17 protein-coding genes are annotated in these 25,212 nt (G+C 56.8%); 11 read left to right on the plus strand and 6 right to left on the minus strand.

Annotation, left to right across the window (positions count from 1 at the left end):
- Positions 1–40: 40 nt before the first annotated feature.
- The 8 genes from PHQ58_RS13625 (at position 41) to PHQ58_RS13660 (ending at position 13,955) form a co-directional block, all read left to right on the plus strand.
- Positions 41–1,657: an acyl-CoA ligase (AMP-forming), exosortase A system-associated gene (locus PHQ58_RS13625; protein WP_300111796.1), complete on the plus strand. Its 1,617-nt coding sequence runs from the start codon at positions 41–43 to the stop codon at positions 1,655–1,657.
- Positions 1,658–1,747: 90 nt separating this feature from the next.
- Positions 1,748–2,953 carry a pyridoxal-dependent decarboxylase, exosortase A system-associated gene (locus PHQ58_RS13630; RefSeq protein ID WP_300111797.1) on the plus strand — a complete coding sequence of 402 codons (1,206 nt, stop codon included), beginning with the start codon at positions 1,748–1,750 and terminating at the stop codon, positions 2,951–2,953.
- Positions 2,954–2,963: 10 nt separating this feature from the next.
- Entirely contained in the window at positions 2,964–4,883 is a 1,920-nt protein-coding gene (locus PHQ58_RS13635) for an O-antigen ligase family protein (protein WP_300111799.1), read from the plus strand.
- Between the two features lie 122 nt (positions 4,884–5,005).
- On the plus strand, positions 5,006–6,388 hold the full coding sequence (locus tag PHQ58_RS13640) for a TIGR03013 family XrtA/PEP-CTERM system glycosyltransferase (RefSeq protein WP_300111801.1): 1,383 nt from the start codon (positions 5,006–5,008) through the stop codon (positions 6,386–6,388).
- 1 nt (position 6,389) lies between these two features.
- Entirely contained in the window at positions 6,390–8,486 is a 2,097-nt protein-coding gene (gene prsK / locus PHQ58_RS13645; RefSeq protein WP_300111803.1) for an XrtA/PEP-CTERM system histidine kinase PrsK, read from the plus strand.
- Positions 8,483–9,844, plus strand: coding sequence for a PEP-CTERM-box response regulator transcription factor (gene prsR, locus PHQ58_RS13650; RefSeq protein ID WP_300111805.1), 1,362 nt, complete (start codon positions 8,483–8,485; stop codon positions 9,842–9,844). The genes prsK and prsR overlap by 4 nt, the downstream gene beginning before the upstream one ends.
- A gap of 44 nt (positions 9,845–9,888) precedes the next feature.
- Positions 9,889–12,660, plus strand: a complete 2,772-nt coding sequence (gene prsT, locus PHQ58_RS13655) for an XrtA/PEP-CTERM system TPR-repeat protein PrsT (RefSeq protein WP_300111806.1) — start codon at positions 9,889–9,891, stop codon at positions 12,658–12,660.
- A gap of 506 nt (positions 12,661–13,166) precedes the next feature.
- Complete coding sequence (locus PHQ58_RS13660) at positions 13,167–13,955, plus strand: serine protease (RefSeq protein ID WP_300111808.1); 789 nt, start codon at positions 13,167–13,169, stop codon at positions 13,953–13,955.
- A gap of 11 nt (positions 13,956–13,966) precedes the next feature.
- Here the strand turns inward: PHQ58_RS13660 and PHQ58_RS13665 are convergent, their stop codons facing one another.
- Positions 13,967–15,262: a GNAT family N-acetyltransferase gene (locus PHQ58_RS13665; protein ID WP_300111809.1), complete on the minus strand. Its 1,296-nt coding sequence runs from the start codon at positions 15,260–15,262 to the stop codon at positions 13,967–13,969.
- A 317-nt stretch (positions 15,263–15,579) separates the two neighbouring features.
- On the opposite strand from PHQ58_RS13665, the gene PHQ58_RS13670 reads away from it, so the two are divergent.
- Together PHQ58_RS13670 and PHQ58_RS13675 are read left to right on the plus strand one after the other, a co-directional pair.
- Entirely contained in the window at positions 15,580–15,897 is a 318-nt protein-coding gene (locus PHQ58_RS13670; RefSeq protein ID WP_300111810.1) for a PilZ domain-containing protein, read from the plus strand.
- A gap of 29 nt (positions 15,898–15,926) precedes the next feature.
- Complete coding sequence (locus PHQ58_RS13675) at positions 15,927–16,934, plus strand: NAD-dependent epimerase (RefSeq protein ID WP_300111811.1); 1,008 nt, start codon at positions 15,927–15,929, stop codon at positions 16,932–16,934.
- A gap of 94 nt (positions 16,935–17,028) precedes the next feature.
- On the opposite strand, the gene PHQ58_RS13680 is transcribed toward PHQ58_RS13675, so the two are convergent.
- Genes PHQ58_RS13680 through PHQ58_RS13695 form a run of 4 tightly spaced genes read right to left on the minus strand, consistent with a single transcriptional unit; the run spans position 17,029 to position 22,737 of the window.
- Positions 17,029–17,499, minus strand: coding sequence for a low molecular weight protein-tyrosine-phosphatase (locus tag PHQ58_RS13680; RefSeq protein WP_300111812.1), 471 nt, complete (start codon positions 17,497–17,499; stop codon positions 17,029–17,031).
- A complete protein-coding gene (locus PHQ58_RS13685; RefSeq protein WP_300111814.1) occupies positions 17,496–18,389 on the minus strand; it encodes a lytic transglycosylase domain-containing protein in 894 nt (297 codons plus the stop codon). The genes PHQ58_RS13680 and PHQ58_RS13685 overlap by 4 nt, the downstream gene beginning before the upstream one ends.
- Positions 18,373–20,529, minus strand: coding sequence for an EAL domain-containing protein (locus PHQ58_RS13690; RefSeq protein ID WP_300111883.1), 2,157 nt, complete (start codon positions 20,527–20,529; stop codon positions 18,373–18,375). Before PHQ58_RS13690 ends, PHQ58_RS13685 begins: the two co-directional genes overlap by 17 nt.
- Positions 20,530–20,589: 60 nt before the next feature.
- On the minus strand, positions 20,590–22,737 hold the full coding sequence (locus PHQ58_RS13695) for an HDOD domain-containing protein (protein WP_300111816.1): 2,148 nt from the start codon (positions 22,735–22,737) through the stop codon (positions 20,590–20,592).
- 296 nt (positions 22,738–23,033) lie between these two features.
- Here PHQ58_RS13695 and PHQ58_RS13700 point away from each other — a divergent pair, with 296 nt between their 5' ends.
- Positions 23,034–23,912, plus strand: coding sequence for a hydrolase 1, exosortase A system-associated (locus PHQ58_RS13700; RefSeq protein ID WP_300111818.1), 879 nt, complete (start codon positions 23,034–23,036; stop codon positions 23,910–23,912).
- Between the two features lie 15 nt (positions 23,913–23,927).
- On the opposite strand, the gene PHQ58_RS13705 is transcribed toward PHQ58_RS13700, so the two are convergent.
- Positions 23,928–25,175: a glycosyltransferase gene (locus tag PHQ58_RS13705; protein WP_300111820.1), complete on the minus strand. Its 1,248-nt coding sequence runs from the start codon at positions 25,173–25,175 to the stop codon at positions 23,928–23,930.
- Between the last annotated feature and the right edge of the window lie 37 nt (positions 25,176–25,212).

Raw genomic sequence — 25,212 nt, forward strand, 5'->3', positions numbered from 1 at the left:
GGGGGTCAAAACCTGCACCCGCTGTAAGATACTTTTCACCATGCTTGAATCGACTTTGCTCCACGAACTGATCACCCTTGCGGCGCAGCGCACACCGCAGGCGCCGGCCCTGACGCACGGCGCAGCCTCACTGACCTACACGAACTTGAGCGAGCGTGTCTGCCAGTTTGCCGCTGGCCTGATGCATCTTGGCCTGGCGCGCGGCGAGCGGGTGGCCATCTACCTAGAAAAACGTTTTGAGACCGTGATTGCCAGCTTTGGTGCACCTGCCGCTGGCGGCGTGTTTGTGCCGATCAACCCGCTGCTCAAGCCCGAGCAAGTGGCCTTTATTTTGCGCGACTGCAATGTGCGCGTGCTGGTGACATCCCCCGAGCGACTGGCCCTGATGGCGGACACCCTGGCCCAATGCCATGACCTGCGCCACCTGGTGGTGACTGACGCGGCTGCCAACGCGACTACGCTGGACGACAAAGGGTTCGGCCCAGTGCTGCTCACGCACTGGCGCGCGTTGCTCAAGCACCCCGCGCAAACTGGCCATCGCATCATTGACACCGACATGGCCGCCATTCTTTACACCTCGGGCAGCACCGGCAAGCCCAAAGGCGTGGTGCTGTCACACCGCAACATGGTGGCGGGCGCCAAAAGCGTGGCCTCCTACCTCGAAAATTCCCCGCAAGACACGCTGCTGGCCGCGCTACCGCTGTCGTTTGATGCCGGTTTCAGCCAGCTCACCACTGCCTTTCATTCAGGCGCCAGTGTCGTGCTGCTGAATTATTTGATGCCACGTGACGTGCTCAAGGCCATGGCACGCGAAGGCGTCACCGGTCTGACCGCCGTGCCACCGCTCTACATCCAGCTGGCCCAACTGGAATGGCCTGCTGCCATCAATGACAAGCTCCGCTACTTTGCCAACACCGGCGGGCGCATGCCGCGTGAGACGCTCAACCTGCTGCGCCAGCGCGTACCACTGGCCAAACCGTTCCTGATGTACGGCCTGACCGAAGCCTTTCGCTCGACCTACCTGCCCCCGGAAGAAGTGGACCGCCGCCCGGACTCAATTGGCAAAGCCATCCCGAACGCCGAAATTCTGGTGCTGCGCGAAGACGGCTCACCCTGCAGCCCGGAAGAACCCGGTGAGCTGGTGCACCGCGGTGCCCTGGTGGGCATGGGTTACTGGAACGACGCCGAGAAGACTGCCGAGCGTTACAAACTGCTGGCCGCCGATGCGCCAGGGCGCCAAGCCGGCTTGCAATTGCCTGAATACGCCGTGTTCTCAGGCGACAACGTGCGCATGGATGCAGAAGGTTTCTTGTACTTCATTGGCCGGCGCGACGAGATGATGAAAACATCAGGCTACCGCGTCAGCCCGACCGAAGTCGAAGAAATTTTGTACGCCACGCACCTGGTCGGTGAATGCATCGCTTTTGGCGTGGACCACCCCACGCTGGGGCATGCGATTCACGTGATAGCTACTCCCGCAGATGGGACCGGGGCTACATGCCTAAAAGACTTAAATTCTGCATGCCGCGCCCGGATGCCCGCCTACATGGTGCCCACCGGCATTGAGCTGGTGGCAGGACCACTGCCACGCAACCCCAACGGCAAAATCGACCGCAAGCTGCTGGCCACTGATTGGCTGGCGCGCCATGACAGCTGAGCTGAAAGACCTGCGCAGCGCGGTCATCCACCCCAAACCCTCATCCAACTTATGACCACTCCAGCCCGTTCACTGCCCGTTCACAGTCCCATGAACCAGTTTGCTTCGCACGACGGCGAGTTGCTGGTGGGCGGTGAACGCTTGTCCGTGCTGGCTGCCCGGGTTGGACAAACGCCTTTTTACGCCTATGACCGAGCCTTGCTGCGCGCACGTGTAGGCGAATTGCGTACCGCCTTGCCGCCAACCGTCAAGCTGCACTACGCCATGAAGGCCAACCCCATGCCAGCGGTGGTGGGCTTCATGGCCGGCTTGGTCGATGGCATTGATGTCGCCTCTGCGGGCGAACTTAAAGTCGCGCTGGACGCCGGGACAAACCCGGCAGAAATCAGCTTTGCTGGCCCCGGCAAACGTGATGCCGAACTGCGCCAAGCGGTAGCAGCACGGGTCTTGATCAACCTGGAATCCTTCCGTGAAGTGGTGGCGCTGGAGGCCATCAGCAGCGAGCTTGGTCTGCCGGCCCGGGTGGCGGTGCGCGTGAACCCGGACTTTGAGCTCAAGGGCTCGGGCATGAAAATGGGCGGTGGCCCCAAGCAGTTTGGTCTTGATGTGGAACAAATCCCCGATTTGTTGGCCAACATCGGTCGCGCTGGGCTGGCTTTTGAGGGTTTTCATTTGTATGCCGGCTCCCAAAACCTGCGGCCTGAGTCCATTTGCGAGGCGCAGCAAAAATCTTACGAGCTGGCGCTGCGCCTGGCGCAAGATGCGCCGTCACCCGTGAAATTTTTGAACCTGGGCGGCGGTTTCGGCATTCCGTACTTTCCCGGTGAGCAACGGCTGGACTTGACGCCGGTGGGCGACAACCTGGCACAACTGGCCCAGCGGGCACAAACCGAGTTGCCGCAGGCATCGATCGTGATCGAACTGGGGCGTTATCTGGTCGGGGAAGCCGGTGTCTATGTGGCGCGTGTGCTCGACCGCAAGGTGTCGCGTGGCCAGGTGTATCTGGTGGTGGACGGTGGCCTGCACCAGCATTTGGCGGCATCGGGCAACTTTGGCCAGGTGGTGCGTAAGAACTACCCGGTGGCCATTGGCAGCCGCATGAACGCGCGAGACGTTGAGACGGCCACCGTGGTTGGCCCCCTGTGCACACCGCTGGACCTGCTGGCCGACCGCATGACCTTGCCCGTGGCGCAGGTTGGCGACCTGGTAGTGGTGTACCAGTCGGGTGCTTATGGCGCCAGCGCCAGTCCGCATGGTTTTTTGGGGCATCCCGCTTGTGTAGAGGTCCTTGTCTAAGGCCTTGTCGTTGAATTCACGGGCCTGGTGGCTGCCCGCGCTGGGCAGTGGCCTGGCAGGGCTGGCACTGGCCTGGCACCACCCGCTGTGGCCTTTGGTGATGTGCCTGGCCTTTGGCGCATGGTGCGCAGCCGCTGCATGGAAACCCAATGCCTGGCTGCTGCTGGTGCCCGCTTGCCTGCCCTGGTTGAACTTTTCGCCCTGGACGGGCTGGCTGGTGTTTGAAGAGTTTGACTTGCTGCTGCTGGGCGCCCTGGCCGGTGGTTATGCCCGCTTGGCCTGCTCGCCCTCCCAAGATCCCGACACCCCAAGAAGCCCATGGCTGTGGTTTCCGGTGGCCTTGTTGCTGCTTCTGGGTGTCTCAGGTTTGTGGTCGATGAGCCGCGGCGTGATGGACGCGGGCGGCTGGGCATTTGACTGGTTTGCTGGCTACACCGATGCCCTCAACAGCCTGCGGGTGTTCAAAAGCCTGGGGTTTGCCTTGTTGTTTGTGCCCTTGCTCAGCTCGAATGACACCCGACCAGCGCACGCCGGCCAGCTGCTGGCCTGGGGCATGGTGCTGGGCTTGCTGCAAGTCACGCTGGCTGTGCTGTGGGAGCGTGCCGCGTTCCCTGGGGTGTTCGATTTTTCCACCCACTTTCGCACCGTCGCCCTGTTTTGGGAAATGCATGTGGGCGGGGCAGCCATCGATGCCTATCTGGCCCTGTCGGCGCCCTTTGTGCTGTGGGCACTGATCCAGTCCCGTCGCCCCCTAGCGTGGACAGCTGCGGCGGCTCTGGCCTTGCTCGCTGGTTATGCCTGCCTGACCACGTTTTCACGCGGGGTTTATGGTGCGGTGCTGGGGTCACTGGTGCTGCTGGTGGTGTTGATCTGGGTCCAAAAGCGAGGCATCTCTGTGCTGGCGTCCGGTTCGCCCGGCGCACCAGGCCATCGGTTCGCTGGCTGGCGCCCCAAGGCCAGCGTGATGCTGGCGCTGGCACTGCTCATTGAGGTGGCCGGGGTGCTGGGTGCTGGCTCTTTCATGATAAAGCGCCTGAACACGGCCGACCGGGACCTGGACAGCCGGCTGACCCATTGGCAGCATGGCCTGTCACTATTGCAACACCCCACCGACTGGCTGCTGGGCATTGGCCTGGGTCGATTTCCCGCTCACTATGCACGCGAGGTGCCGCGGGGCGAGTTCTCCGGCAGCGCCAAGCCGGGTGATGGCTTTGTCACCTTGCTTGGACCCCACAGCCGCAAATCGCTGGCTGGCGGCTACGCCCTGACGCAACGGGTGGCGGCGGTGCCCGCGGGGCAGCAATGGGTCAGCCTGCAGGTGCGCACCCAGGTACGCACCGATGTGTCCATTGACCTGTGCGAGCGGCATTTGCTGTACGACGGCAACTGCCAAAGTGTGTTTGTGCGGGTGACGCCAGGTGAGCAAGCATGGCAAACGCTGGTGCTGCCGCTGCGCGGTCCAGCCTTGAACGGTGGGCCATGGTTTGCACCGCGTTTGCAGATGTTCTCACTGGCCATCGCCAATGCCGGCGGCAGCGCCGACTTTGACAATGTCACGCTGCTCGGTCCTTCAGGATTTCTGCCGCTTGAAAACGGTGACTTTTCGCACGGTCTGGCGCACTGGTTCCCGGCAGCGCAGTCGTACTTTGTGACCTGGCACATGGACAACCTGTTTCTTGAGGTTCTGGTGGAGCGCGGCGGACTCGGGCTGTTGGTTTGGCTGGCACTGGTGCACTGCGCGCTGTGGCATGTGGTTTTTGGGCGCGCCAGGTCAACTGCGCTGTCGCCCTTTTTGGCCGCCTCGTTGTGCGGGGGCTTGCTGGTGGGCCTGGTCAGCAGTGTCATGGACGTACCCCGGGTGGCTTTTTTGATGTACTTGCTAACCTTGATGTGCTTGCCAATCAGAAAACGGTCCGTGTTACCACTTTGAATCAATGTTGCCGCGGGCGGCGCTATGCCAAATTGATACACTGCAAATCAATGTGAGCACGGCGAGGGAGTCGCCGTGGCTGAGGTAGCGCTCATGGCAGAGCGTGAATAAAAGGACTTTCAATGATAAAAATATTCGATCTTTATTTTCATAAGCGAACGCTGTCGCAGTTTTTACTCGATCTCATCTTGTTGCTGGCCTCTGTGGTGGTGGCCATCTCCTGGCAACTCAAGGAATCACCCAGTGATTCATGGTCGCTGCTGGTGCCTTCCTTCTTGCTGGCGGGCGGCATTTTGCTGACCAACGGGGCGCTGGGGTTTTACCAGCGGGTCCACACCCGCACGGTCGGGCAATCCATGGCACGGGCCGTGATGTGTTGGTCGATGACCCTGCCGCTGGCTTACCTGTTGTTTCGCTTTTCCCATTTGCAACTTCAAAATGGCAAGATTTTCATTTTGGCCCTGATGTCCGGTGTGGCACTGGTGCTGTTGCACCGGGTCTATGCCGTCCACTCCAAAACCAACAGCCTGATGCGTCAACGCGTCTTGATCTTCGGCTCTGGCACCGGCGCCAAGTTGGTCGGCAAAACACTGCAAAAGTCAGACCCTACAGTGGAACTGGTGGGCTACTACGCCGGCCCCAATGAAACCACGCAAGCCGTGTCCGCCTGGGGCTTGTTGTCGGCCGAACAATCCCTGACCGACATCGTGATGGCCGAGCAAGTCGATGAAATCGTGGTGGCCTTGTCAGAGCGGCGCGGTGGCAGCATGCCCTTGCGCGAATTGCTTGACTGCAAACTCCAAGGTGTACGGGTGACCGACATTGCCACCCATTTTGAAAAAACACTGGGCCAAATCCGGCTGGATGCGGTGTCCGCGGGCTGGCTGATTTTTGGCGACGGCTTCAAACAGGGCTGGTCGCGGGCCTTTGTCAAGCGGGTCTTTGACATTGTCTGCGCCACCATCCTGATTGTGCTGGCGTTGCCTGTGATGCTGGTAACCGCCATTTTGATCGTGCTGGAAAGCGGTGGCCCAATCTTGTACCTACAAGAACGTGTGGGCCTGAACGGACGGCTGTTCAACGTCATCAAATTTCGCAGCATGCGCACCGATGCGGAAAAAGACGGCAAACCGCGCTGGGCCTCCGCTGTGGACGACCGGGCCACAAAAGTCGGACGCGTGATTCGCAAGCTGCGCATTGACGAGCTGCCACAACTGTTCAGTGTACTGACGGGCGCCATGAGTTTGGTTGGACCCCGCCCCGAGCGCCCCTATTTTGTCGACCAATTGACGCAGCAGATCCCCTATTTTGCAGTGCGTCAGAGTGTCAAACCAGGCGTCACAGGATGGGCACAGGTGCGTTACCACTACGGTGCCACGGTCGAAGACGCCTCTGAAAAATTGCAATACGATCTGTATTACGTCAAAAACCACTCCTTGTTTCTTGACCTGGTGGTGCTGTTTGAAACCGTGGGTGTCGTGGTGATGGGCAAGGGCGCGCATTGACATGGAACTGACGGCGTGGAGCTATGGCCTGGTAGGCGTGGTCTACACGGCTTTTGCGCTGCACCTGCTGCGTTTGGGGTATTTGTCTAGCCAGCATGAATGGCTTAAAACCGTGGTGTTTGCGGCACTGGTCTGCAGCGCCTTGTGGGGTTGGTTTGGGTTGGCCTTCTTGGCCACTTCAGCCCCTTTGTTTTGGGTGCTCAGCACCCTGCTTGACTTGCTGCGCTACGGCGGCTGGTTCGCATTTTTGCTGATGCTGATCTGGCTCAACCGCTCGGACAAATCCTCCAGCGGCGCGCGCAGCATGGTTTTTACGGCCATCGCGCTGATGGCATTTGGCTTGCTGGCATTGGGCTTTGCCACACTGGGCATCAACCTTTGGGGTGACGGCGCCAGGCTCGTTCTCTTCAGCGCCATGGCCACATCGGTGTTTGCGCTGGTCTTGCTGGAACAGGTATTTCGCAACGCGACCGAAGACTCCCGCTGGAACATCAAGCCGCTGGGCCTGGGCCTGGCCGTGGCGTTTGCCTTTGATCTGTACCTTTTTTCACAAGCCGTGTTGTTCAACCGGGTTGATGACGACGCCCTCAGCATCCGCGGTGCCGTACACGTCGTGGTGGTCCCGCTTTTGATGCTGTCGATGTCACGCCGTAGTGACTGGATTTCAAAAATTCGTCTGTCACCCAAAGCGGCGTTTCACTCGGCCACCCTGTTGCTGGCCGGCATCTACCTGCTGTTCATCTCCAGCGTGGGCTACTACGTGCGCTACTTTGGCGGCGAGTGGGGTCGCGCCCTGCAGCTTGGAGTGGTCGTACTGGCACTGATTGTGTTGCTGGTGCTGGCCATGTCGGGGTCGGTGCGGGCCAGCCTGCGGGTGTTTTTAGGCAAGCATTTTTTTCGCTACCGCTACGACTACCGCGAAGAATGGCTGAAATTTACCCACACATTGGCGGCGCGCAACTCGCCCCAGGAAATGGGTCAGCAAGTGGTGCGCGGCCTGGCTGACATGCTGGAAAGCCCGGGCGGGGGGCTCTGGACCAAAAACAAGGGCGAGTCAGCATTCAGCCAGACAGCCCGCTGGAACCAGGCCGCTACGCCAGAAAAAGAAGACGCTAACTCGCCGCTGTGCCAGTTCATGGCCACCAGCGGCTGGGTCATCAACCTGGAAGAATACCGGTCCTATTCGCGCCGCTACGGCACCCTCAAGCTGCCGACCTGGTTGCAGGATCTGCCGCAGGCTTGGTTGGTGGTGCCACTGATGGTGGGCACTGAGCTGATCGGATTCGTGGTGCTGTCGAGCGCGCGCACCCGGGTCGAGGTGAATTGGGAGGTCAATGACTTGCTGAAAACAGCGGGCCAGCAAGCCGCAAGTTTCTGGGCGCAAATGCAGGCAACGGAGGCACTGCTAGAGGTGCGCAAGTTTGACTCGTTCAACCGCATGTCGGCGTTTGTCGTGCATGACCTAAAAAACATCGTGACGCAACTGTCGTTGATGATGAAAAATGCCAAGCGCCACGGCAGCAACCCCGAGTTTCAACAAGACATGCTGCTGACCGTTGAAAACTCGCTGGAGCGCATGCGACAGATGATGTTGCAACTGCGCGAGGGTGCGACGCCACCGGGAAAGGCTTTTGGGGTCAATCTGGGCACCGTCATTGGTCGCGTGGCCGAGGTTGCCAAAGCACGCGGTCGAACGCTTGAGGCCGACGTGCAGGAGTCGATTGACACACGCGGCCACGAAGAACGGCTGGAGCGCATCATTGGCCACATCGTGCAGAATGCGTTTGATGCCACTAACGTGTCTGGAAGGGTCTGGATTTGTCTGGACCGCAGTGGTGGTCAGGCCCGCATTGTGGTCGGTGACACCGGGCAAGGCATGTCACCCGAATTTATTCGCGACCGCCTGTTCAAACCGTTCCAGACCACCAAACAGGCTGGCATGGGCATTGGCGCCTATGAAAGCTTTCAATACGTTCAGGAACTGGGTGGCCGCATTGATGTCACCAGCGAATTGGATAAGGGAACCACGGTGACATTACTTTTGCCATTGTTCGACACTCAAAAACAATCAGACTTACATGCGCTGGAATCCACATGACCGCCGATAAAACGCGCCCCTTGCTGATCGTTGAAGACGACCTGGCCCTGCAAAAGCAAATTAAATGGTCGCTTGATCGGTTTGATTCCGTCACCGCCAGCGACCGTGAGAGCGCTATGCTGCAACTGCGAAAGAGCCTGCCCGCTGTCATCACCATGGACTTGGGGCTTCCGCCGGACGCCGACTCGGTATCTGAAGGTTTCAAGCTGCTGGAACAGGTGATGGCCTTTGACCCCGACATCAAGGTCATTGTGTTGACTGGTCAAAACGACCAAGCCAACGCCTTGCGTGCAGTGGCCATGGGCGCCTATGATTTTTTTGCCAAACCCTTCGAGCCAGAACTGCTCAATCTCACCGTTGAACGGGCCTTCAGGTTGTTTGAGTTGCAGGCCGAAAACCGGCGCCTGCGAGCCTTGCACCAGCCCGATGCCCTGTCCGGCCTGACCACCCGCGACCCCGAGATGATGCGCGTTTGTCGCATGATCGAAAAAGTGGCCAGCAGCAACGCCACCGTGATGCTGCTGGGAGAAAGTGGCACGGGCAAAGAGGTCTTGGCTCGCGGCCTGCACCAGTCGTCACCCCGGCGTGGCGAAAAATTTGTCGCCATCAATTGCGCGGCCATCCCGGAAAACCTGCTCGAAAGCGAATTGTTCGGCTATGAAAAAGGTGCGTTCACGGGGGCTGCCAAAACTACCCTGGGCAAAATTGAGACCGCCAATGGCGGCACCTTGATGCTGGATGAAATTGGCGACTTGCCTTTTCAATTACAGGCGAAACTGCTGCGTTTCTTGCAAGAAAGAGTGATAGAGCGCGTCGGTGGCCGCCAGGAAATTCCAGTTGACGTGCGCATCGTCTGCGCCACCCACCAGGACCTGAACGCGCTCAGCAAAGAGAGCCGGTTTCGGGAAGACCTGTATTACCGACTGGCTGAAATCGTCGTCAATATCCCGCCCTTGCGCGCACGGGTTGGCGACCCGGCCTTGCTGGCGCATGCCTTCGTGCGGCGCTTTTCTCAGGAGCAAAACCGCTCCAACATGAGTTTGAGCGAGGATGCCGTTCGGGCGATTGAATTGCACCCCTGGCCAGGCAACATTCGCGAGCTTGAAAACTGCATCAAACGTGCCACCATCATGGCTGACGGCAGCCAGATCACCAGTGCAGATGTAGGCCTCAAGAGCGGCACACCCAACGACGCGGACGCTTCACTGGACTTGCGCTTGATTCGAGATAACGCCGAAAAAAATGCCATCATTGCGGCACTGGGCCGAGTCAACGGCAATGTGCTCAAAGCCGCAGAACTGCTTGGCGTGAGCCGCCCCACGCTGTACGATCTGATGCACCGGTTGGGTTTGAAGTAGCGCCTGTTCCTCACCAATCATTCATAAAACTCAGGGTAAACGCAATGAAGTTCAAAAAAACTCGCAAACAACTGGTCTTCTCCACCTTGGTGCTGGCCATGCTGCTGGCCTGCAGCGAGAAGCCCGAAGCCATGCTCAGCTCGGCCAAAGACTACATGGCCAAAAATGACCCCAAAGCTGCGGTCATCCAGATCAAAAACGCGCTGCAAAGCAACCCGGACATGCCTGAGGCCCGCTTCATGCTGGGCACAGCCCTGCTCAACAGCGGTGATCCGGTAGGTGCCGAGACCGAGCTGCGCAAAGCCATGGACCTGAAGCATCCGCAAGACCAGGTGATTCCACCGCTGGCTCAAGCGATGCTGGCGCAGGGTCAAGCGAAAAAACTGACTGACGAGCTGGGCAAGACTGAGCTGGGCACACCTGCGGCCAAGGCCAATTTGCTGACCACCATGGCCACGGCCTATGCCATGCAAAGCAAGCCTGAGCCTGCCCAAAGTGCCCTGAGCGCCGCACTGGCTGCAGACCCCGACTACGCGCCCGCCCTGATCATGCAGGCACGCCAAAAGGCCAGCCAGAACGACATTGATGGGGCACTCGCCACGCTCGAAAAAGTCATCGCAAAAACACCCAGTAGCCATGAAGCCTGGAAGTTCAAGGGCGACTTGCTGCATTACGCCAAAACCCAGCCGGTAGAAGCCATGGCTGCCTATCGCAAGGCCATTGAGATCAAGCCTGACTTCTTAGTGGGTCAAGCAGCGGTCATCACGATGCTGCTGCAACAAAACAACCTGGCAGACGCTGCCACCCAAATGGTGCAGCTGAAAAAGTACAGCCCGAGCCACCCACAAACAAAATACCTCGAAGCCCAGTTGGCGTTCCAAAAGAAGGAATTCTTACCCGCCCGCGATTTGATTCAACAGGTGCTGAAGTCCACGCCGGGCAATGTGCAGGCGCTGCAATTGGCGGGCGCCGTAGAACTGCAACTGAATGCTTTGGTTCAGGCCGAGACATACTTCTCCAAAGCCCTGCAAGCCGCACCTAATCTGGCGCTGGCACGCCGTGCACTGGTCATGATCTACCTGCGCACAGGTCAGCCCGCCAAAGCCATGGAGACCCTGACGCCAGGCTTGAACCGTGACACCGTCGACCCTGAACTGCTGGCTGTGGCTGGCGAGGTGTACCTGCAAAACGGCGATGTCAAAAAAGCCGAAGAATTTTTTGCCAAAGCCAGCCAACAAGACCCAAAAAACGCCAAAAAACGCACCTCACTGGCGCTCACCCACATGATGGGTGGCCAGGTTGACAGCGCCTTTGACGAATTGCAAACCATTGCTGCATCTGACGGCGGCATCACCGCCGACCTGGCCTTGATCAGCGTTCATTTGCGCCGCCAGGAATTTGACAAAGCATTGACTGCCATTAACGCTCTGGAGAAGAAGCAACCAGAAAAGCCCCTGGCTGCCAACCTGCGCGGGCGAACCTTACTGGCGAAAAAAGATGTCGCTGGGGCACGCAAGAGTTTTGAGCAGGCCCTGATCCTTGACCCCACCTTCTTCCCTGCCGTGGCCAGCTTGGCCGGGCTGGACATGGCTGACAAAAAGCCTGAAGACGCGAAAAAACGTTTTCAAACCGTTTTGGCCAAAGATCCTAAAAACAACCAGGCCTTGCTGGCACTGGCCGAGGTCGCCGCCCGAACCGGCGCACCAAAAGAAGAAGTTACCAAACTGATTGGCAATGCCGTCGCCGCCAACCCCACGGAAGCCTCACCACGGTTACTGCTGATTGACTTCCACCTGCGCAACAAAGACATCAAACTGGCCACCTCTGCAGCCCAAGAAGCCACGGCCGCACTGCCTAACAGCCCGGAATTGCTTGATGCCCAGGGCCGTACCCAGCTGGCTGCCGGTGAGTTCAACCAAGCCATCACCAGCTACAACAAGCTGGCCAGCATGCAGCCCATGTCGCCGCTGCCGCATATGCGCCTGGCCGACGTTCACATGGCCAATAAAGACAAAGAGGCAGCCGCCCAAAGCCTGCGCAAAGCGCTGGAAATCAAGCCAGACCTGCAACAAGCCCAGCGTGGCAGCATCATGCTCGACGTGGACAGCAAAAACATTCAGGGCGCGCTGGCCACCGCTCGCAACATGCAAAAACAAGCCCCGAAAGACGCCATGGGTTACGTGCTGGAAGGCGACATCCAAGCCTCACAGAAGAATTGGGATGGCGCAACAGCCGCTTACCAAAACGGGCTCAAACTAGTCAAGTCGCCTGAACTGGCCATCAAAACCCACTCGGTGCTGATGGCCGCCAACAAAACGGCTGAGGCCGACAAATTTTCGGCCAGCTGGCAAAAAGACCAGCCCAAAGACCCAGCCTTCTTGCTCTACCTGGGTGATGGTGCCATTGCGCGCAAGGACTTCATCACGGCTGAAAAGTATTACACGGCCGTCACCAAGCTACAGGCCAACAGCGCTGTGGCCTACAACAACCTGGCTTGGGTCACAGCCAAGCTAAAGAAAGACGGTGCCATTGCCTTTGCGGAAAAGGCCAACACCCTCGCGCCCAACCAGCCCGCCTTTATGGACACCTTGGCTGTGTTGCTGTCAGACAAGGGGGACTACGCCAAAGCCTTGGAATTGCAAAACAAAGCGGTAGGTTTGCAGCCGCAAAATCCCTTGTTCAAGCTGAATTTAGCCAAGATCCACATCAAGGGTGGCAAGAAGGATTTGGCGAAGAAAGAGCTGGATGAACTGGCGAAGTTGGGGGACAAGTTTGTAGGACAGGCAGAGGTTACAGACTTGTTAAGGGGGCTGTAGATGTGTCGGTTTTTGCGCAGTTTTTTTACGTGCGTCGATCTCACTTGGTGACAAATAGCCATTTGAATCAGTCGCTTGACTATGCAGGCACTTGGCCAATGGCTGCAGAATAGTCACGGCAATGGAGCCACCAGCGGCGCGAAGCTTTGATGTGTACATGGTTTGTTCGTATTGACTGAAGCGTGTAGCATTTTTTTCAACTTGAAGAAGGGAAGTTTGTACTATTGATCCGGCACGGTGAAGTTTTATGCCGCGTTTGACGTGCCAACCTGATGGGAGTCAATAACTCGCTCAGGCGTTTGCTCCTGCTTTGTCATGTGCTCAGTCGCCGCCTTGCGTAACTTGGTTTTCGTTCGCAGGCCTCAAAAAAGCTAGGGATTTGACGTTTTCACAGAGGGTGAAGCCAGCAAAAGAACAAAGTTCCAATGTCCGAAAATGCCCAGCAAGAGTCAGCGCAGCATAATGTCTGCGCAATTGCGTCACGAGTTTCTTTGAAGGGAACAAAAATGAAAACCAAGCTGTTTGCATCCGTTCTTGCGCTGTCTGGTGCACTTTTCTGCGGCCCGCTCAGGGCCGACTTGCCTGGCACCATTGCCAAGGTCAAGCCATCGGTGGTGATCGTGGGCACCTTCAAGGCCACCAACAGCCCACGTTTTGGCTTGCGCGGCACAGGCTTTGTGGTGGGCGATGCCGGCAGCAACACCAGCAACCTGGTGATCACCAATGCCCATGTGCTGCCGCAGCCAGAAGAAGCTGACATGGATGCCACTGTGGTCGTGCAGGTGCGCACTGGCCCTGACGAATTGCAGATGCGCCCGGCCGTGGTGCTTGAAGTGGACAAACTGCATGACCTGAGCCTGCTGCGTTTTGAGGGGCCGGCGGTGTCAGCACTCAGCGTGGGCGACTCTGATGCGGTTCAAGAAGGGCAAGCCATTGCGTTCACGGGCTTCCCAATTGGCGGCGCGCTGGGGTTTTCACCGGTGACGCATCGCGGCACGATTTCATCGATAGCCGCAGCTGCCCTGCCCACACCTTCGGCACGCGGTCTCAATGAAAAAACCATACGCAGCCTGCGCGGGGGTAGCTTCAATGTGTTTCAGCTGGATGGTACCGCTTACCCCGGCAACAGCGGTGGCCCCTTGTTTGACCCGGACACGGGTGCCGTGTTGGGGGTCGTGAACATGGTATTCATCAAAGGTACCCGCGAATCGGCATTAAGCGCCCCGTCTGGCATCAGCTACGCGATACCCTCAAAATTCATCGCAACGCTGCTCCAAAGGCACAAAAGCCAGTAATGTGGTGTTGGTTACTGCGGCAAAAACCGCGTGGCATTTTCCAGGTCTTCATGCGTGATGCCGGCATTCAAGGCATTAAAAAACTTGCGCCAGGCCAAGTCGGGCTCTGACAGCTTGAACGTGAACGATGTGCCAAGCTGTGTGTTTCGGTTACTAATCACCATCACCTTGACATGCGATTTTTCGTTCTGACCCAGCTGGATGTTGGCCTCGCCCCACGCGTTAAGTGGCAGCGGTGTGGATGAGGTGGCCTGAAAACTGTAGGCCGATAGCTCAATGATCATCACCTTGAACGGCGCTTGCTGTTTGCCCACGGCTAACTCAAACGTGCCCGGACATTTCACCGAGTAACGCTCATGCTGCCTGTGTATGTATTCGCCCGATACGGCCTCTCTCTGTTTGGGAAGCACACTTTGATAAGTTTCCAGGTTGTAGATGTCGTGCAACAGACCTTTCTTGCGATCTTCCAGATTGGCAAATACCTGGGTGCGTTGGTTAAAAAAATAATCAAGCAGCTCGGGCGTCATGACCGGATCATTGGTGGTGTAGTAGCGTCGGTTCGGCACCACAATGTTGGGTAGGACAGTTTTGACGAAATATTGGTACAGGTTTTTCTGCGGCTTCTTGTGGCCATAGGCCAGCTTGAACACCTCGGGCGCATGGTGCAAGTCAAGCGAGGCGCCCACCGCTGGCGCCCCGTTGGCAAAGTCATAGTTGGCGACGAAATTCTCAGCCAGTCGCTGAAAGAACAACAGCGACTCATACATCTCAATGCGGTTTGGATTCACCGCTATCACCAGATGCCGGGTGTCAAAGAAGGTCGTGCAATAGTCATACATGAACTTCATCAACGGAAAAAGAATGGTGCCGCCTGTTTTTCTGAACTTGGGGTGCACCGCCAAAGCAGAAACTTCGGCGATGTTGCCTTTATGCGTTCGCACCTCGTTCAGGTCAAAAATGGCTTGTAAGGGAAAACCAAACAGGCTCTCGCGAATGAGAGAAATGGTGCCCACCACCTCGCCATCAAATTTGGCACAAAGCGTGGTGGTGGTCGGCAACGCATGGTAGATGGTGGCACGCATGCCAGAGGGGTCTGGCGTCATGAAACCGCTGGCAACGTAGGCGTCATGCAGGAGCCTGAAGCAGGCTTCCAACTCTTCCTTGGTTTCAGCTATTTTCAGCACCAGACGCGGGTCCGGGTTGGCATCGCACGCAACGAACGAACGGTAAATGGCAAAGCGGGCATTGCGTGGCAAAAAAGAAAATGCCTTGCGCGCACCCTGATGTAATGATCGCCTGACGTCCATAAACTTCCTCGTGTTGACCTGCAAATCAACTTTACTAGCCTCGTTCGCTCAATAAGGTCGCTGAAAAATGTAACTGTCTGAAATTATCACTTGATTGGGTCTGGTGGGGTGCATTTATCGTGACAAAAACCGGGCAGGCAAAGTGTCGGTTTGCTTTACAGTCTAAATTTCATTTTTACAAGCTTCCGTCATTTGCCAAAAAAATCACGTTTAAGTGCTTGATATTTATCACTCTGATACATGAATGCCTGTTTGGCGCATTTTTTGCTTTCACTACCGTATCGCCATCGGCAGATCCCGGTCACAGAAGCTGAGACATGAAAAAAACATCACACAAACATACAACTGTCCCACCCCAGATCCAGCGCAGTGCTGATCGATTTGACACCGAGCTACCAGTTGAAATCGGCGGCATTTCTAGTCTCACCCGAAACATCAGTGCCACTGGCATGTACATTGAGACCGACACCCATCTAACCACGGGCTCACATGTGCAATTTACGGTCGAGGTCGTCGTGCGGGGGCAAAATTTAAAACTCGTGTGTGAGGGCGAGGTCGTCAGGGTCGAGCAAAAAGGTGATACGACAGGCGTCGCAATCAAACTGGACAAATCGTTTTTTTCTGACATTGAATAAATCTAGCGCCTCATCACACTCACATCGACATGAAAATATTATTGACAGGATCTGCCGGCTTCATTGGCATGACCACCGCGCTACGGCTGCTGGCCCGAGGCGACCAAGTGGTGGGTTTGGACAACCTGAACGACTACTACGACGTGACCCTCAAAGAAAGCCGTTTGAGTCGACTCACAGCGCACCCGGGTTTCAAGTTCGTCAAGCTTGATGTCGCTGACCGGCCTGGCATGGAGGCACTTTTTGCCACCGAAAAGTTCGACCGCGTGATTCATCTGGCAGCGCAAGCCGGTGTGCGCTACTCGCTGCAAAACCCGCATGCCTATATTGAGAGCAACATTGTGGGCTTCACCAATGTGCTTGAAGGCTGCCGTCACAACAAGGTTCAGCACCTGGTTTACGCGTCAAGCTCAAGTGTCTACGGTGGCAACACCAAGATGCCCTTCTCCGAGCATGACAGCGTGGATCACCCTGTCAGCCTGTATGCCGCCACCAAAAAAGCCAATGAGCTGATGGCACACACCTACAGCCACCTGTACGGCCTACCCACCACCGGTCTGCGCTTCTTTACCGTGTACGGCCCATGGGGTCGACCCGACATGGCCTTGTTTTTGTTCACCAAAGCCATCCTGGAAGACACGCCCATTGACGTATTCAACTACGGCAACATGCAACGCGACTTCACCTATGTGGACGATATTGTTGAGGGCGTGATACGCGTGCTTGACCGGACCGCCACTGCCGACCCGACCTTTGACTCAGCCTTGTCCGACCCAGCCACCAGCAGCGCCCCGTTTCGGGTGTTCAACATTGGCAACAACAACCCGGTGCCACTGCTGGACTTCATTGGCTGCATTGAAAACGCTTTGGGCAAAAAAGCTGAAAAAAACCTGTTGCCACTGCAAGACGGCGATGTACCTGCCACCTACGCCAACACCGACGCTCTGAACGACTGGGTTGGGTTTGTCCCGGGCACTGGTGTGCAAGACGGCATCAACCGCTTTATTGCCTGGTACCGCGACTATTACAAGGCCTAAGAACAAGGCCTAAGAACAAGGCCTAAGAACAAGGCCTAAGAACAAGGCCTAAGAACAAGGTCTTAGCACAGGGCATAGGCCCCAAGCGCATGGCTCACAAGGTGTGTGCCTGCGCCTTGATCAGGCCTTCAACGCCTGCCTCACACAACTCCAGCACTCGCTCAAAGCCTGCTAGATTGCCGTAATAAGGGTCTGGTACGTCACGCAACCCCAGCTCAGGGGCAAACTCAAGCAACAAATGCAGCTTGCCAAGGTATTTTGGCGGGCACTTGGCATGCAGTGTCGTCAGATTGGACTCATCCATCGCCACCAACAAGTCAAACCGTTCAAAGTCTTTTTCATTGAGCTGGCGTGAACGGGTCTTTTCGGGCAAATATTGGTGACTTAAAAGCACAGAAGCCGCCCTTGGGTCGGTGCGCTCCCCAGAGCGCCGCGCGTAGGTTCCGGCAGAATCAAAACTGAGAACATTCACAAGACCCAGCTCAAGCACCCTCTGCTTGGCCACCACTAGGGCCATCGGTGACCGACACACATTGGCCATGCACACCAGCAAAATACTGGTCATCGGACCCTGAGCTTCTTCAGCACTGGCGACGGCCGAGTGATTTTTTCATCAAACGGGTGAACCAGCCCGCCAAAAGAAGCAAGAATCCGTTTCACATAGCTGCGCGTTTCCATAAAGGGTGGCACACCACTGTAGCGCTCTACCGTGCCTTCACCAGCGTTGTAGGCGGCCGCCACAAGCGCCACATCACCCTCAAAATAGGCCAATAACCAGCGCAAATATGTCAAACCACCGCGTATGTTTTGGGCTGGATCAAACGCATTCTTCACGTTAAAGCGCTCGCTGGTTTCCGGTATCAATTGCATCAAGCCCTGGGCGCTCTTGGGCGAAACGGCAAAGCTATTGAAGTTGGATTCGGCGGAAATGATCGCCAGCGCCAGTTGCGGTTCAATCTTGAACAGCGGTGCGAGCTTGGCCACCAGGTCAAAAATCTTGCGTGGTGCAATACTTTGGTAGTCCACCCGGGGCAAGGCCGCCGCCACTTGGGGCTCAGCCACTGGTGTTGCAGGTTCGCGCATGCACTCAGGCTTCTCAGGCACTGGTTCACCCACCACGGTCAACATGCGCTGCGCGGCCTCAATGCCCTGCCCGGCAGCCGCCTTGAAAAAATAAGCGGCCAAGGCATCGTTTCGAGGAATGCCACGCCCGTTGGCATGCATCCAGCCCAGGTTATATTGCGCCTCAGCGTCACCCAGGCGTGCGGCTTTGCAATAAAGATTGGCAGCCAGTTGTGCGTCACGCATTACACCCTCGCCGTTCTCAAGAGCCAGAGCCTGCTGAAAAAGGCCATGCGCCAGCGAACCTTCCTGGGCATGGGCCTGCCATACGGACAGCACACTCATCACGGCAAGCGCCATGCGAAGGCGTTTTTGTTTAACCTGCTTGCTCACGAATCAGTTCCAATATTCTTGTCTGTTGCAGAGGCTTGTGATAGTAATAGCCCTGCATCACATTGCAACCGGAATTTTCAAGGTAGCGCAGTTGCGTCAAGGTCTCAACACCTTCGGCCACCAGGCTCAAGCCCAATCCCTTGGCAATTGAAATAATGGCCAGCACCACTGGAAACTGGGTCTGATCATCCCTGATTTCCACCACAAACGAGCGGTCAATTTTCAAAGTATGAACCGGGAAACGGTGCAAATACGACAGCGATGAATAACCCGTACCGAAGTCGTCAATCGCCACCCTGACACCCAATTGGCACAGTTTTTCAAGTTGCTCAATGGCTGTCTTGGGGTTGCGAATACAAATGTTTTCGGTCACCTCCACCTCAATCTGCATCGGATCAATGTGGTGATGCGTCAATGTTTTGCTCAGCTTGCTATAAAAATCGCCACGGTCAAGGTACTGCGGTGACAGATTCAGTGACAGCCTCACAGGCTCCCCGCCCAGTCTGTTCCAGGCCAGCAGGTCCAGGCAAATCGCTTCCAACATCCAGTCACTGATGGCAATAATCTGGCCGCTTTCTTCGGCATAGGGCAAAAACTCGCCGGCACTCAAGACCCCCCGCACCGGGTGGTTCCAGCGCATCAAGGCCTCGGCACCAACAACTTTTTGGGTGCTCACGTCAATCTGGGGCTGGTAATACATCTCTAATTCACCCCGCTCCAGCGCCATATGCAGGCCATGCTCAATTTCAATTTTTTGACTGGATGCGTCCAGCATGGCGCGCTCAAAAAACGAGTGGCCATCCTTGCCTTCAGCCTTGGTGTGGTACATGGCAATGTCAGAATTGCTGATCAGCTCATCAATCGTTTCGCCATCCGCGGGATAAATGGCAATGCCAATGCTGGCTGAAATATGAATCGTCTGGCCAGCCAACTCAAAGGGTTGACGCAAGCCCTCCAGGAATTTTTCAGCCACCAAAACCGCATCTTGGCGGCCGGCAAGTTCAGGCAACACCACAGTGAACTCATCACCCCCCAACCTGGCCAAGGTGTCACCGCGCCGCAAACAGGCCTTCAGCCGCAGGGCGGCCTGCTGCAACAGCACATCGCCCACAGCGTGCCCCAGCGTGTCATTGACTAACTTGAAACGGTCCAAGTCAATGAACATCAGAGCCAACTCAGCACCATTTCGCTTGGCCTGAAGCACCGCCAGGTTCAGGCGGTCACGAAACAACACCCGGTTTGGCAGGTCAGTCAGGATGTCGTGGTATGCCTGGTACGAAATCAGCTGATCTGCCTTCATGCGCTCTGTGATGTCGCGAGCCACGCCATAGGTGCCATGCACTTCAAACAGCTCCGCTGTCGCACCACTGGTTTCGCCTGGCCGGTTATAAGAAATACCGACCAATTCGATGCTGAAGGTCCGTACTTCACAATCTGCATGGCGCGACTTCAGCCGCAGCTCTATGTTGCGCGTCAGGCTAAAGCGCGTCCACCCCTCCTTGAAAGCATAATGCGCACGCTTTTGGTCTTCGCCAAAAACCAGTGCGGAGTAATGTTGACCAATCAACTCTTCCGAACTGAACCCCAGCAACTGATTGACCCGGTTGTTGATGATGGTGATATGCCCCTCATGGTTCAACATGAAGATGATGTCCGGCGAGCTATCCACTAGGCTTCGGTATTTGGCCTCAGAGCGCTCCAACTGTACTGCAATGGCCTTGTTTTCAGTCAACAGGCGACGCTGCTTCAAAGCATTGTCAATGGTATTAAAAAGCGCAGCCGGCGAATAAGGCTTGCGCAGGTAATCAAACGCGCCGCGCTGCAGCGCACCAATGGCCGCGTCAATGCCAGTCTCGCCACTGGTCACGATCACATTGGCGTCCATTTGCCTGGCGTTCATGAAATCCATGACCGCATGCCCACTAACATCGGGCAGGCCCAAATCCAGAATCACCAAGTCAAACACCCGCTCGCCAAGCTGCCGCATCGCGTCACGGCCATCAACTGCACTGCTCAGGGTTAGCCCTCGGCTTTTAAGCAGCGCCTCTAAGCTGCTCAGCAACCTGGGGTTGTCCTCAACCAATAGCACCTGCGGCAACAATTCTGTGGCGCGGGGTGGAACCCAACCCGAAGCAGACAAGCCAAAAACTGATGGATCCAGACCGTTATTGAACACTGAGCTCACTCCGAACGACTGATGTCATGCCATGTCTCTTGTGGATACTGGCACAGCCAGCGACTTGGCAGTTTTTTGGGTGGGCATCAAAAGTTCAAACACCGTGCCTTCTTTGCTGCTGCTGCACGTGATCACACCATTGAGCTTTTTCACCAGACCATGCACGATGCTTAAACCGACTCCGCGATTTTTTCCCGCCTTGGTACTTCGCACGGGTGCAAACAAATTGGCCATTACGTCGGCCGGCATGCCCGGGCCAGAGTCAATCACACTCAGCTCAAAAAACGTGCGCCCCTCGCGCACCACCGTGCCACTGTTCTGAACCACAATCTGACCGCCCGCGGGCAAGGCCTCGACGGCGTTCTTGATCAAGTTGATCAAAATCTGCTTGACGGCATCGGCAGAGCCGTCAATTTCGGCTGGCTGCTCGGGCATTTTTGCACTGATCTGTACCGATGGCGGCATGAACTTGCTTTCACGAAACAAGCGTACCAAATCTTTCACTATCCGATTCACGTCAGTCCCACCTTCCTGCACCTTGGGTGTCGCGCCGGCAAACTCGCTCAAAATGTTGCCCACCCGATCAATCTCTTCATTCAGAATCAAAATCTCTTCGGTCACCGATTCTTGCCGGCTGAATTTATCGTCCAGCACGCCCAGGTAGTTTTTGATAATGGCCAACGGGTTATTCACCTCATGCACCAGCTTGCGCGAGCTTAGCTTGTGGTCGTCCTTCAAAGTCGCGATGCGACGGTCAATTTCGCCCCGGTCTGCGGCAGCACTGAGCGCTGCAGCACCTTGCACGCCAAAGGCCTGCAGCCACTTTTCCTGGCGCTTGAGTTCTGACATGCGCCACCCCGCAACGCCCGCTACCAACATCCCCAGACACCGCGTGGCACTAGCAATAGGGACACACACCAAGCATTCCGCACCAAAAATCCTCAGCAACTGGTCTTCCACAAGGCTGCGCAAGCCCTTTTCCGGCCCAACGAAAGCCGGGCGCCGTTGCAGTGCCGACTCAACAATCACCCCGCCCCCAGCAAGCGTGATCGAGAACTCTGCCAGCCGTTGGCGTTGTTCGTCAAACGACACGCCCACCAAGGCCTGGCCGCTGCCATTCATTAAAAATACAACCGTATCGTCCAGGTTAAACAGCATGCGTGCGTTTTGCCGGATGGCCCCCAACAGCTGGGCGTCACCGGTCTGGCGGGCCAGGGCCTGCCCCAGCTCAGCCATCAGCGTGCGGTGACGCATCTCGTCCGTTAGCCGCACCTGGGCCTGGTCGCTGGCAGACGGCGCCGGTATGTGTACCGGCGGCGCCAAAACATCTGGCACATCCGAAATGTCCACCCCCAAATACTCTGCGGCCCGCTTGATCTGGGCCGCTGCGCCCTGCATGATCAACTGAAGCTCTGACGCATCAAGCTCACACAACGCGCCTACGTCGGCCGCCACCGGCAACGCCGGGTCGAGGTCAGCCAGCAAATGCGCCAGATGCACGATACGTATCAATGGGTGCGCAGACTGCAGGCGTGCGGTGTCTTCGTGGTGATAGAGCACGCTGTCTGCCATGAACGAGTCAAGGTTCCAGCGCTCGATCAGCCAGGCACCGGCTTCAGAATGCGTGATCTGCAAAGCGCGTTGCTCTATCGCGCACAACTCAGCGTTGTCCGGCATCAGAAAATTGTGCACATACTGGTTTGGCGCAGCCGCAAGCAAAGCCAACCGCCCCACATCATGCAACAAACCAGTCAGATAGGCCTCTTCGGGCTGAGAATAATCGATGGACTTGGCAATCTCACGGGCCAGCACCGCCACGGTCAGCGAATGCTTCCAGAAGCCACGCAAATCAAGGCCGCTTGAATGCGGAAAACCATTGAACGTTTGAAACACAGACTCGCTAATCACCAGCGTTTTGATCAGCTCAGAGCCCAGCACATTAAGCGCCTGCAACAGCCCAACCTTGTTGCCACCCCGGTGGTAGGCCGCGCTATTGGCCACACCCAGCACCTTGGCCGTCATGCCGGCATCATTGGCGATCAGCTTCGCCAACTCGCTCATGCCGGCTTCATCAGCCTCACAAAGTTCAATCAACTTGAGCAGAATCTGCGGCATGGCTGGCAGCCTTGCCACCAACAATTGATTTCGAATGTCCTGAATGGTTTGAGTCATTTTTATAGGGATGCAATTGCCAATAATTTGCACGACAGCCAAACAACGCTGGCCTGGCAACTCAAGCAACTACACCAACGCTTTCCAAGCCAGAGTCAAGCCAAAACGCAATATACATGAACTGCTTACAAAAAGACACAAATTGCCTATCTCCTCACTATATTTCTAGGAGCACAAGTGCAGCACAAAAACAACGAGTCTCATGGGAGACACATCAATCCGCAGTGGCATGGATCACCGCGCTGCGCTTGCAATGAAGTGGCACTTCACATCCCCACCGCCTAGAATCCACAAAAATGACCTACACCGAAGAAGCCACACTATTCACCTGCGCGGGTGAGACGCTGCTGGGCATTCTGGCCAAGCCTGAAACACCTGCTGACACAGCGGTAGTGGTGGTGGTAGGCGGGCCACAATACCGGGCAGGGAGCCATCGGCAGTTTGTACTGCTGTCACGCGCCTTGGCTGCAGCTGGCTATGCCGTGCTACGCTTTGATTACCGTGGCATGGGCGATAGCAACGGAGAGCAACGCGACTTTGAAGGCATCAGCGCCGACATTGCCGCTGCCATTGATGCTCTGCAGCAACACCTGCCCAATATTAAGCGTGTGGTTCTGTGGGGCCTGTGCGATGCCGCTGCCGCCGCCCTGCTCTATTGCCATGACACCCAAGACCCACGTGTAACCGGTTTATGCCTGCTGAACCCCTGGGTGCGGTCCGAGGCCAGCCTTGCACGCACCCAAGTCAAGCACTATTACACACACCGGCTGAGGGAAAAACAGTTCTGGCTGAAGCTACTTCGTGGTCAAATCGACACACAAGCAATGACGGACCTGATACGAAACATTCGGGTGGCCCTCAATATTGCAGGTCGCTCAAACACACGGACTGATGCACCCGACCAATCACAGTCATCTCAAAAAACATTTCAGCACCGCATGTCGGCCGCATGGCACGGTTTCTCTGGACACATGCTGCTACTCTTAAGTGGCGACGACTACACCGCAAAAGAATTCCTTGAGCACACCAGAAGTGATGCTGCCTGGAAAAACTCACAACGCCATGACAGGCTCACGCGCAGTGACATTCCCGGGGCAGACCACACTTTTTCTAACGCAGCATCGCGTCAACTGGTCGAATACCTAACAGTCAACTGGATGGCCCATTGCCAGTGAGCGCAGGCGGTCCAATCAAGGCACCGGGTTCACCGCTTTTACAAGAAGCTGTGCCAAAGATGTTGAGCGCCCGAGACGCGAAGCCTGCTGCACAGCCAAAGGGTGCGCCTGCGTAGCCCTGCCCTCGCGAATACGTTGCACCAACGCTGGCAACGCCAGGGCAATGTCATCTGCTGAATTAAGGCGCACCACATCATTCAGGCCAGCGCTGCGCAAAGCTTCTGCGGTATCACCATTTGGGTCAGTCAGCCCCAACACCGGCTTGCCAGCCCGCAAATACTCGTAAACCTTAGCTGGGATCTGCGCGTTGCAATTGCTGGCCTGCATCACCAGCAGCGCGTCCACGTCAAGCATTTCTGCCAGCGCATCCCTGTACGGAATAGCCGGGCAAATCTCGATGAAATCTTGCGCCTGATGGGTTTGCGCCAGACTATTTAGCAAGTCATCGTGTACCGATGCCCGAAAGCGAATGCGTAATTGATGGGGCATCAGCGTGCCCGCTTGCATTAACCGCCCTAAAGCCTCAAACAGCTGAGTGGGATCACGCTCTGAGGGGTAGACAATGCCACTGTGCAACATGACCAGCGGTCGCCCTGAAGCCAACGGAACGGCTGGTGCATTTGGTGCGGACGAAAAACTCTCTTCGTCGTAACCATTTTCCAGTACAACCATGCGCTCGGCCATGCCGGGGTAACGCTGCTGATACATGCGCGCTGCGCCCGGCGTGGTGAACACACAAAATCGCGCCCGCGCGGCTGCGTCGGCCTCTATGCGCTGGTAAGACTGCCAGGTGCGATGGTCAGCCGGGTAACCGTCTTGCGCCATCGGGTCCCTGAAGTCAGCCACCCACGGCAGGCCTGACTTGCGGTGCAGCGCAGAGGCAATCACATGCGCGGTGGCAATCGGGTAGGTTGACCAGATCACGTCCGGCTTATAGGCTTCAATCATTTCAAGCCCCTGGCGAACGGCATCAAACCTCCAGCTGATCCAGCGGTCAGGGCGGGCCATCCAGCCCAGGTAACGGCGGCGAAACTGCAAATGGCGTGCGGTGTCCAGCGCAAAGGCGCGCCGCACCACGGTATCTGCCGGTACATCGGCCAGCAAATCAGCGTCTGTCTTGTCATAAGCATGCGGGCTTGCACTGAGCACCAGCGGTTGCCAACCCAAGGCCGGCAAATGCTGCACAAACCGCAAAGTGCGTTGAATGCCGCTGCTCCCCGCCTGCGGCGGAAAGTGGAATGCAATCATCAAGATCCGTTTCATAAAGCATCATAGCGCCTGATAATTCCGCACATGCAAC

It is taken from the genome of Rhodoferax sp., from assembly GCF_028688795.1.
Lineage (GTDB): Bacteria > Pseudomonadota > Gammaproteobacteria > Burkholderiales > Burkholderiaceae_C > Rhodoferax.

Coding starts and splice junctions, on each gene's coding strand:
- PHQ58_RS13625 (WP_300111796.1), top strand. CDS start 41: ATGCTTGAATCGACTTTGCTCCACGAACTGATCACCCTTGCGGCGCAG.
- PHQ58_RS13630 (WP_300111797.1), top strand. CDS start 1,748: ATGAACCAGTTTGCTTCGCACGACGGCGAGTTGCTGGTGGGCGGTGAA.
- PHQ58_RS13640 (WP_300111801.1), top strand. CDS start 5,006: ATGATAAAAATATTCGATCTTTATTTTCATAAGCGAACGCTGTCGCAG.
- prsK (WP_300111803.1), top strand. CDS start 6,390: ATGGAACTGACGGCGTGGAGCTATGGCCTGGTAGGCGTGGTCTACACG.
- prsR (WP_300111805.1), top strand. CDS start 8,483: ATGACCGCCGATAAAACGCGCCCCTTGCTGATCGTTGAAGACGACCTG.
- prsT (WP_300111806.1), top strand. CDS start 9,889: ATGAAGTTCAAAAAAACTCGCAAACAACTGGTCTTCTCCACCTTGGTG.
- PHQ58_RS13660 (WP_300111808.1), top strand. CDS start 13,167: ATGAAAACCAAGCTGTTTGCATCCGTTCTTGCGCTGTCTGGTGCACTT.
- PHQ58_RS13665 (WP_300111809.1), bottom strand. CDS start 15,262: ATGGACGTCAGGCGATCATTACATCAGGGTGCGCGCAAGGCATTTTCT.
- PHQ58_RS13670 (WP_300111810.1), top strand. CDS start 15,580: ATGAAAAAAACATCACACAAACATACAACTGTCCCACCCCAGATCCAG.
- PHQ58_RS13675 (WP_300111811.1), top strand. CDS start 15,927: ATGAAAATATTATTGACAGGATCTGCCGGCTTCATTGGCATGACCACC.
- PHQ58_RS13680 (WP_300111812.1), bottom strand. CDS start 17,499: ATGACCAGTATTTTGCTGGTGTGCATGGCCAATGTGTGTCGGTCACCG.
- PHQ58_RS13695 (WP_300111816.1), bottom strand. CDS start 22,737: ATGACTCAAACCATTCAGGACATTCGAAATCAATTGTTGGTGGCAAGG.
- PHQ58_RS13700 (WP_300111818.1), top strand. CDS start 23,034: ATGACCTACACCGAAGAAGCCACACTATTCACCTGCGCGGGTGAGACG.
- PHQ58_RS13705 (WP_300111820.1), bottom strand. CDS start 25,175: ATGAAACGGATCTTGATGATTGCATTCCACTTTCCGCCGCAGGCGGGG.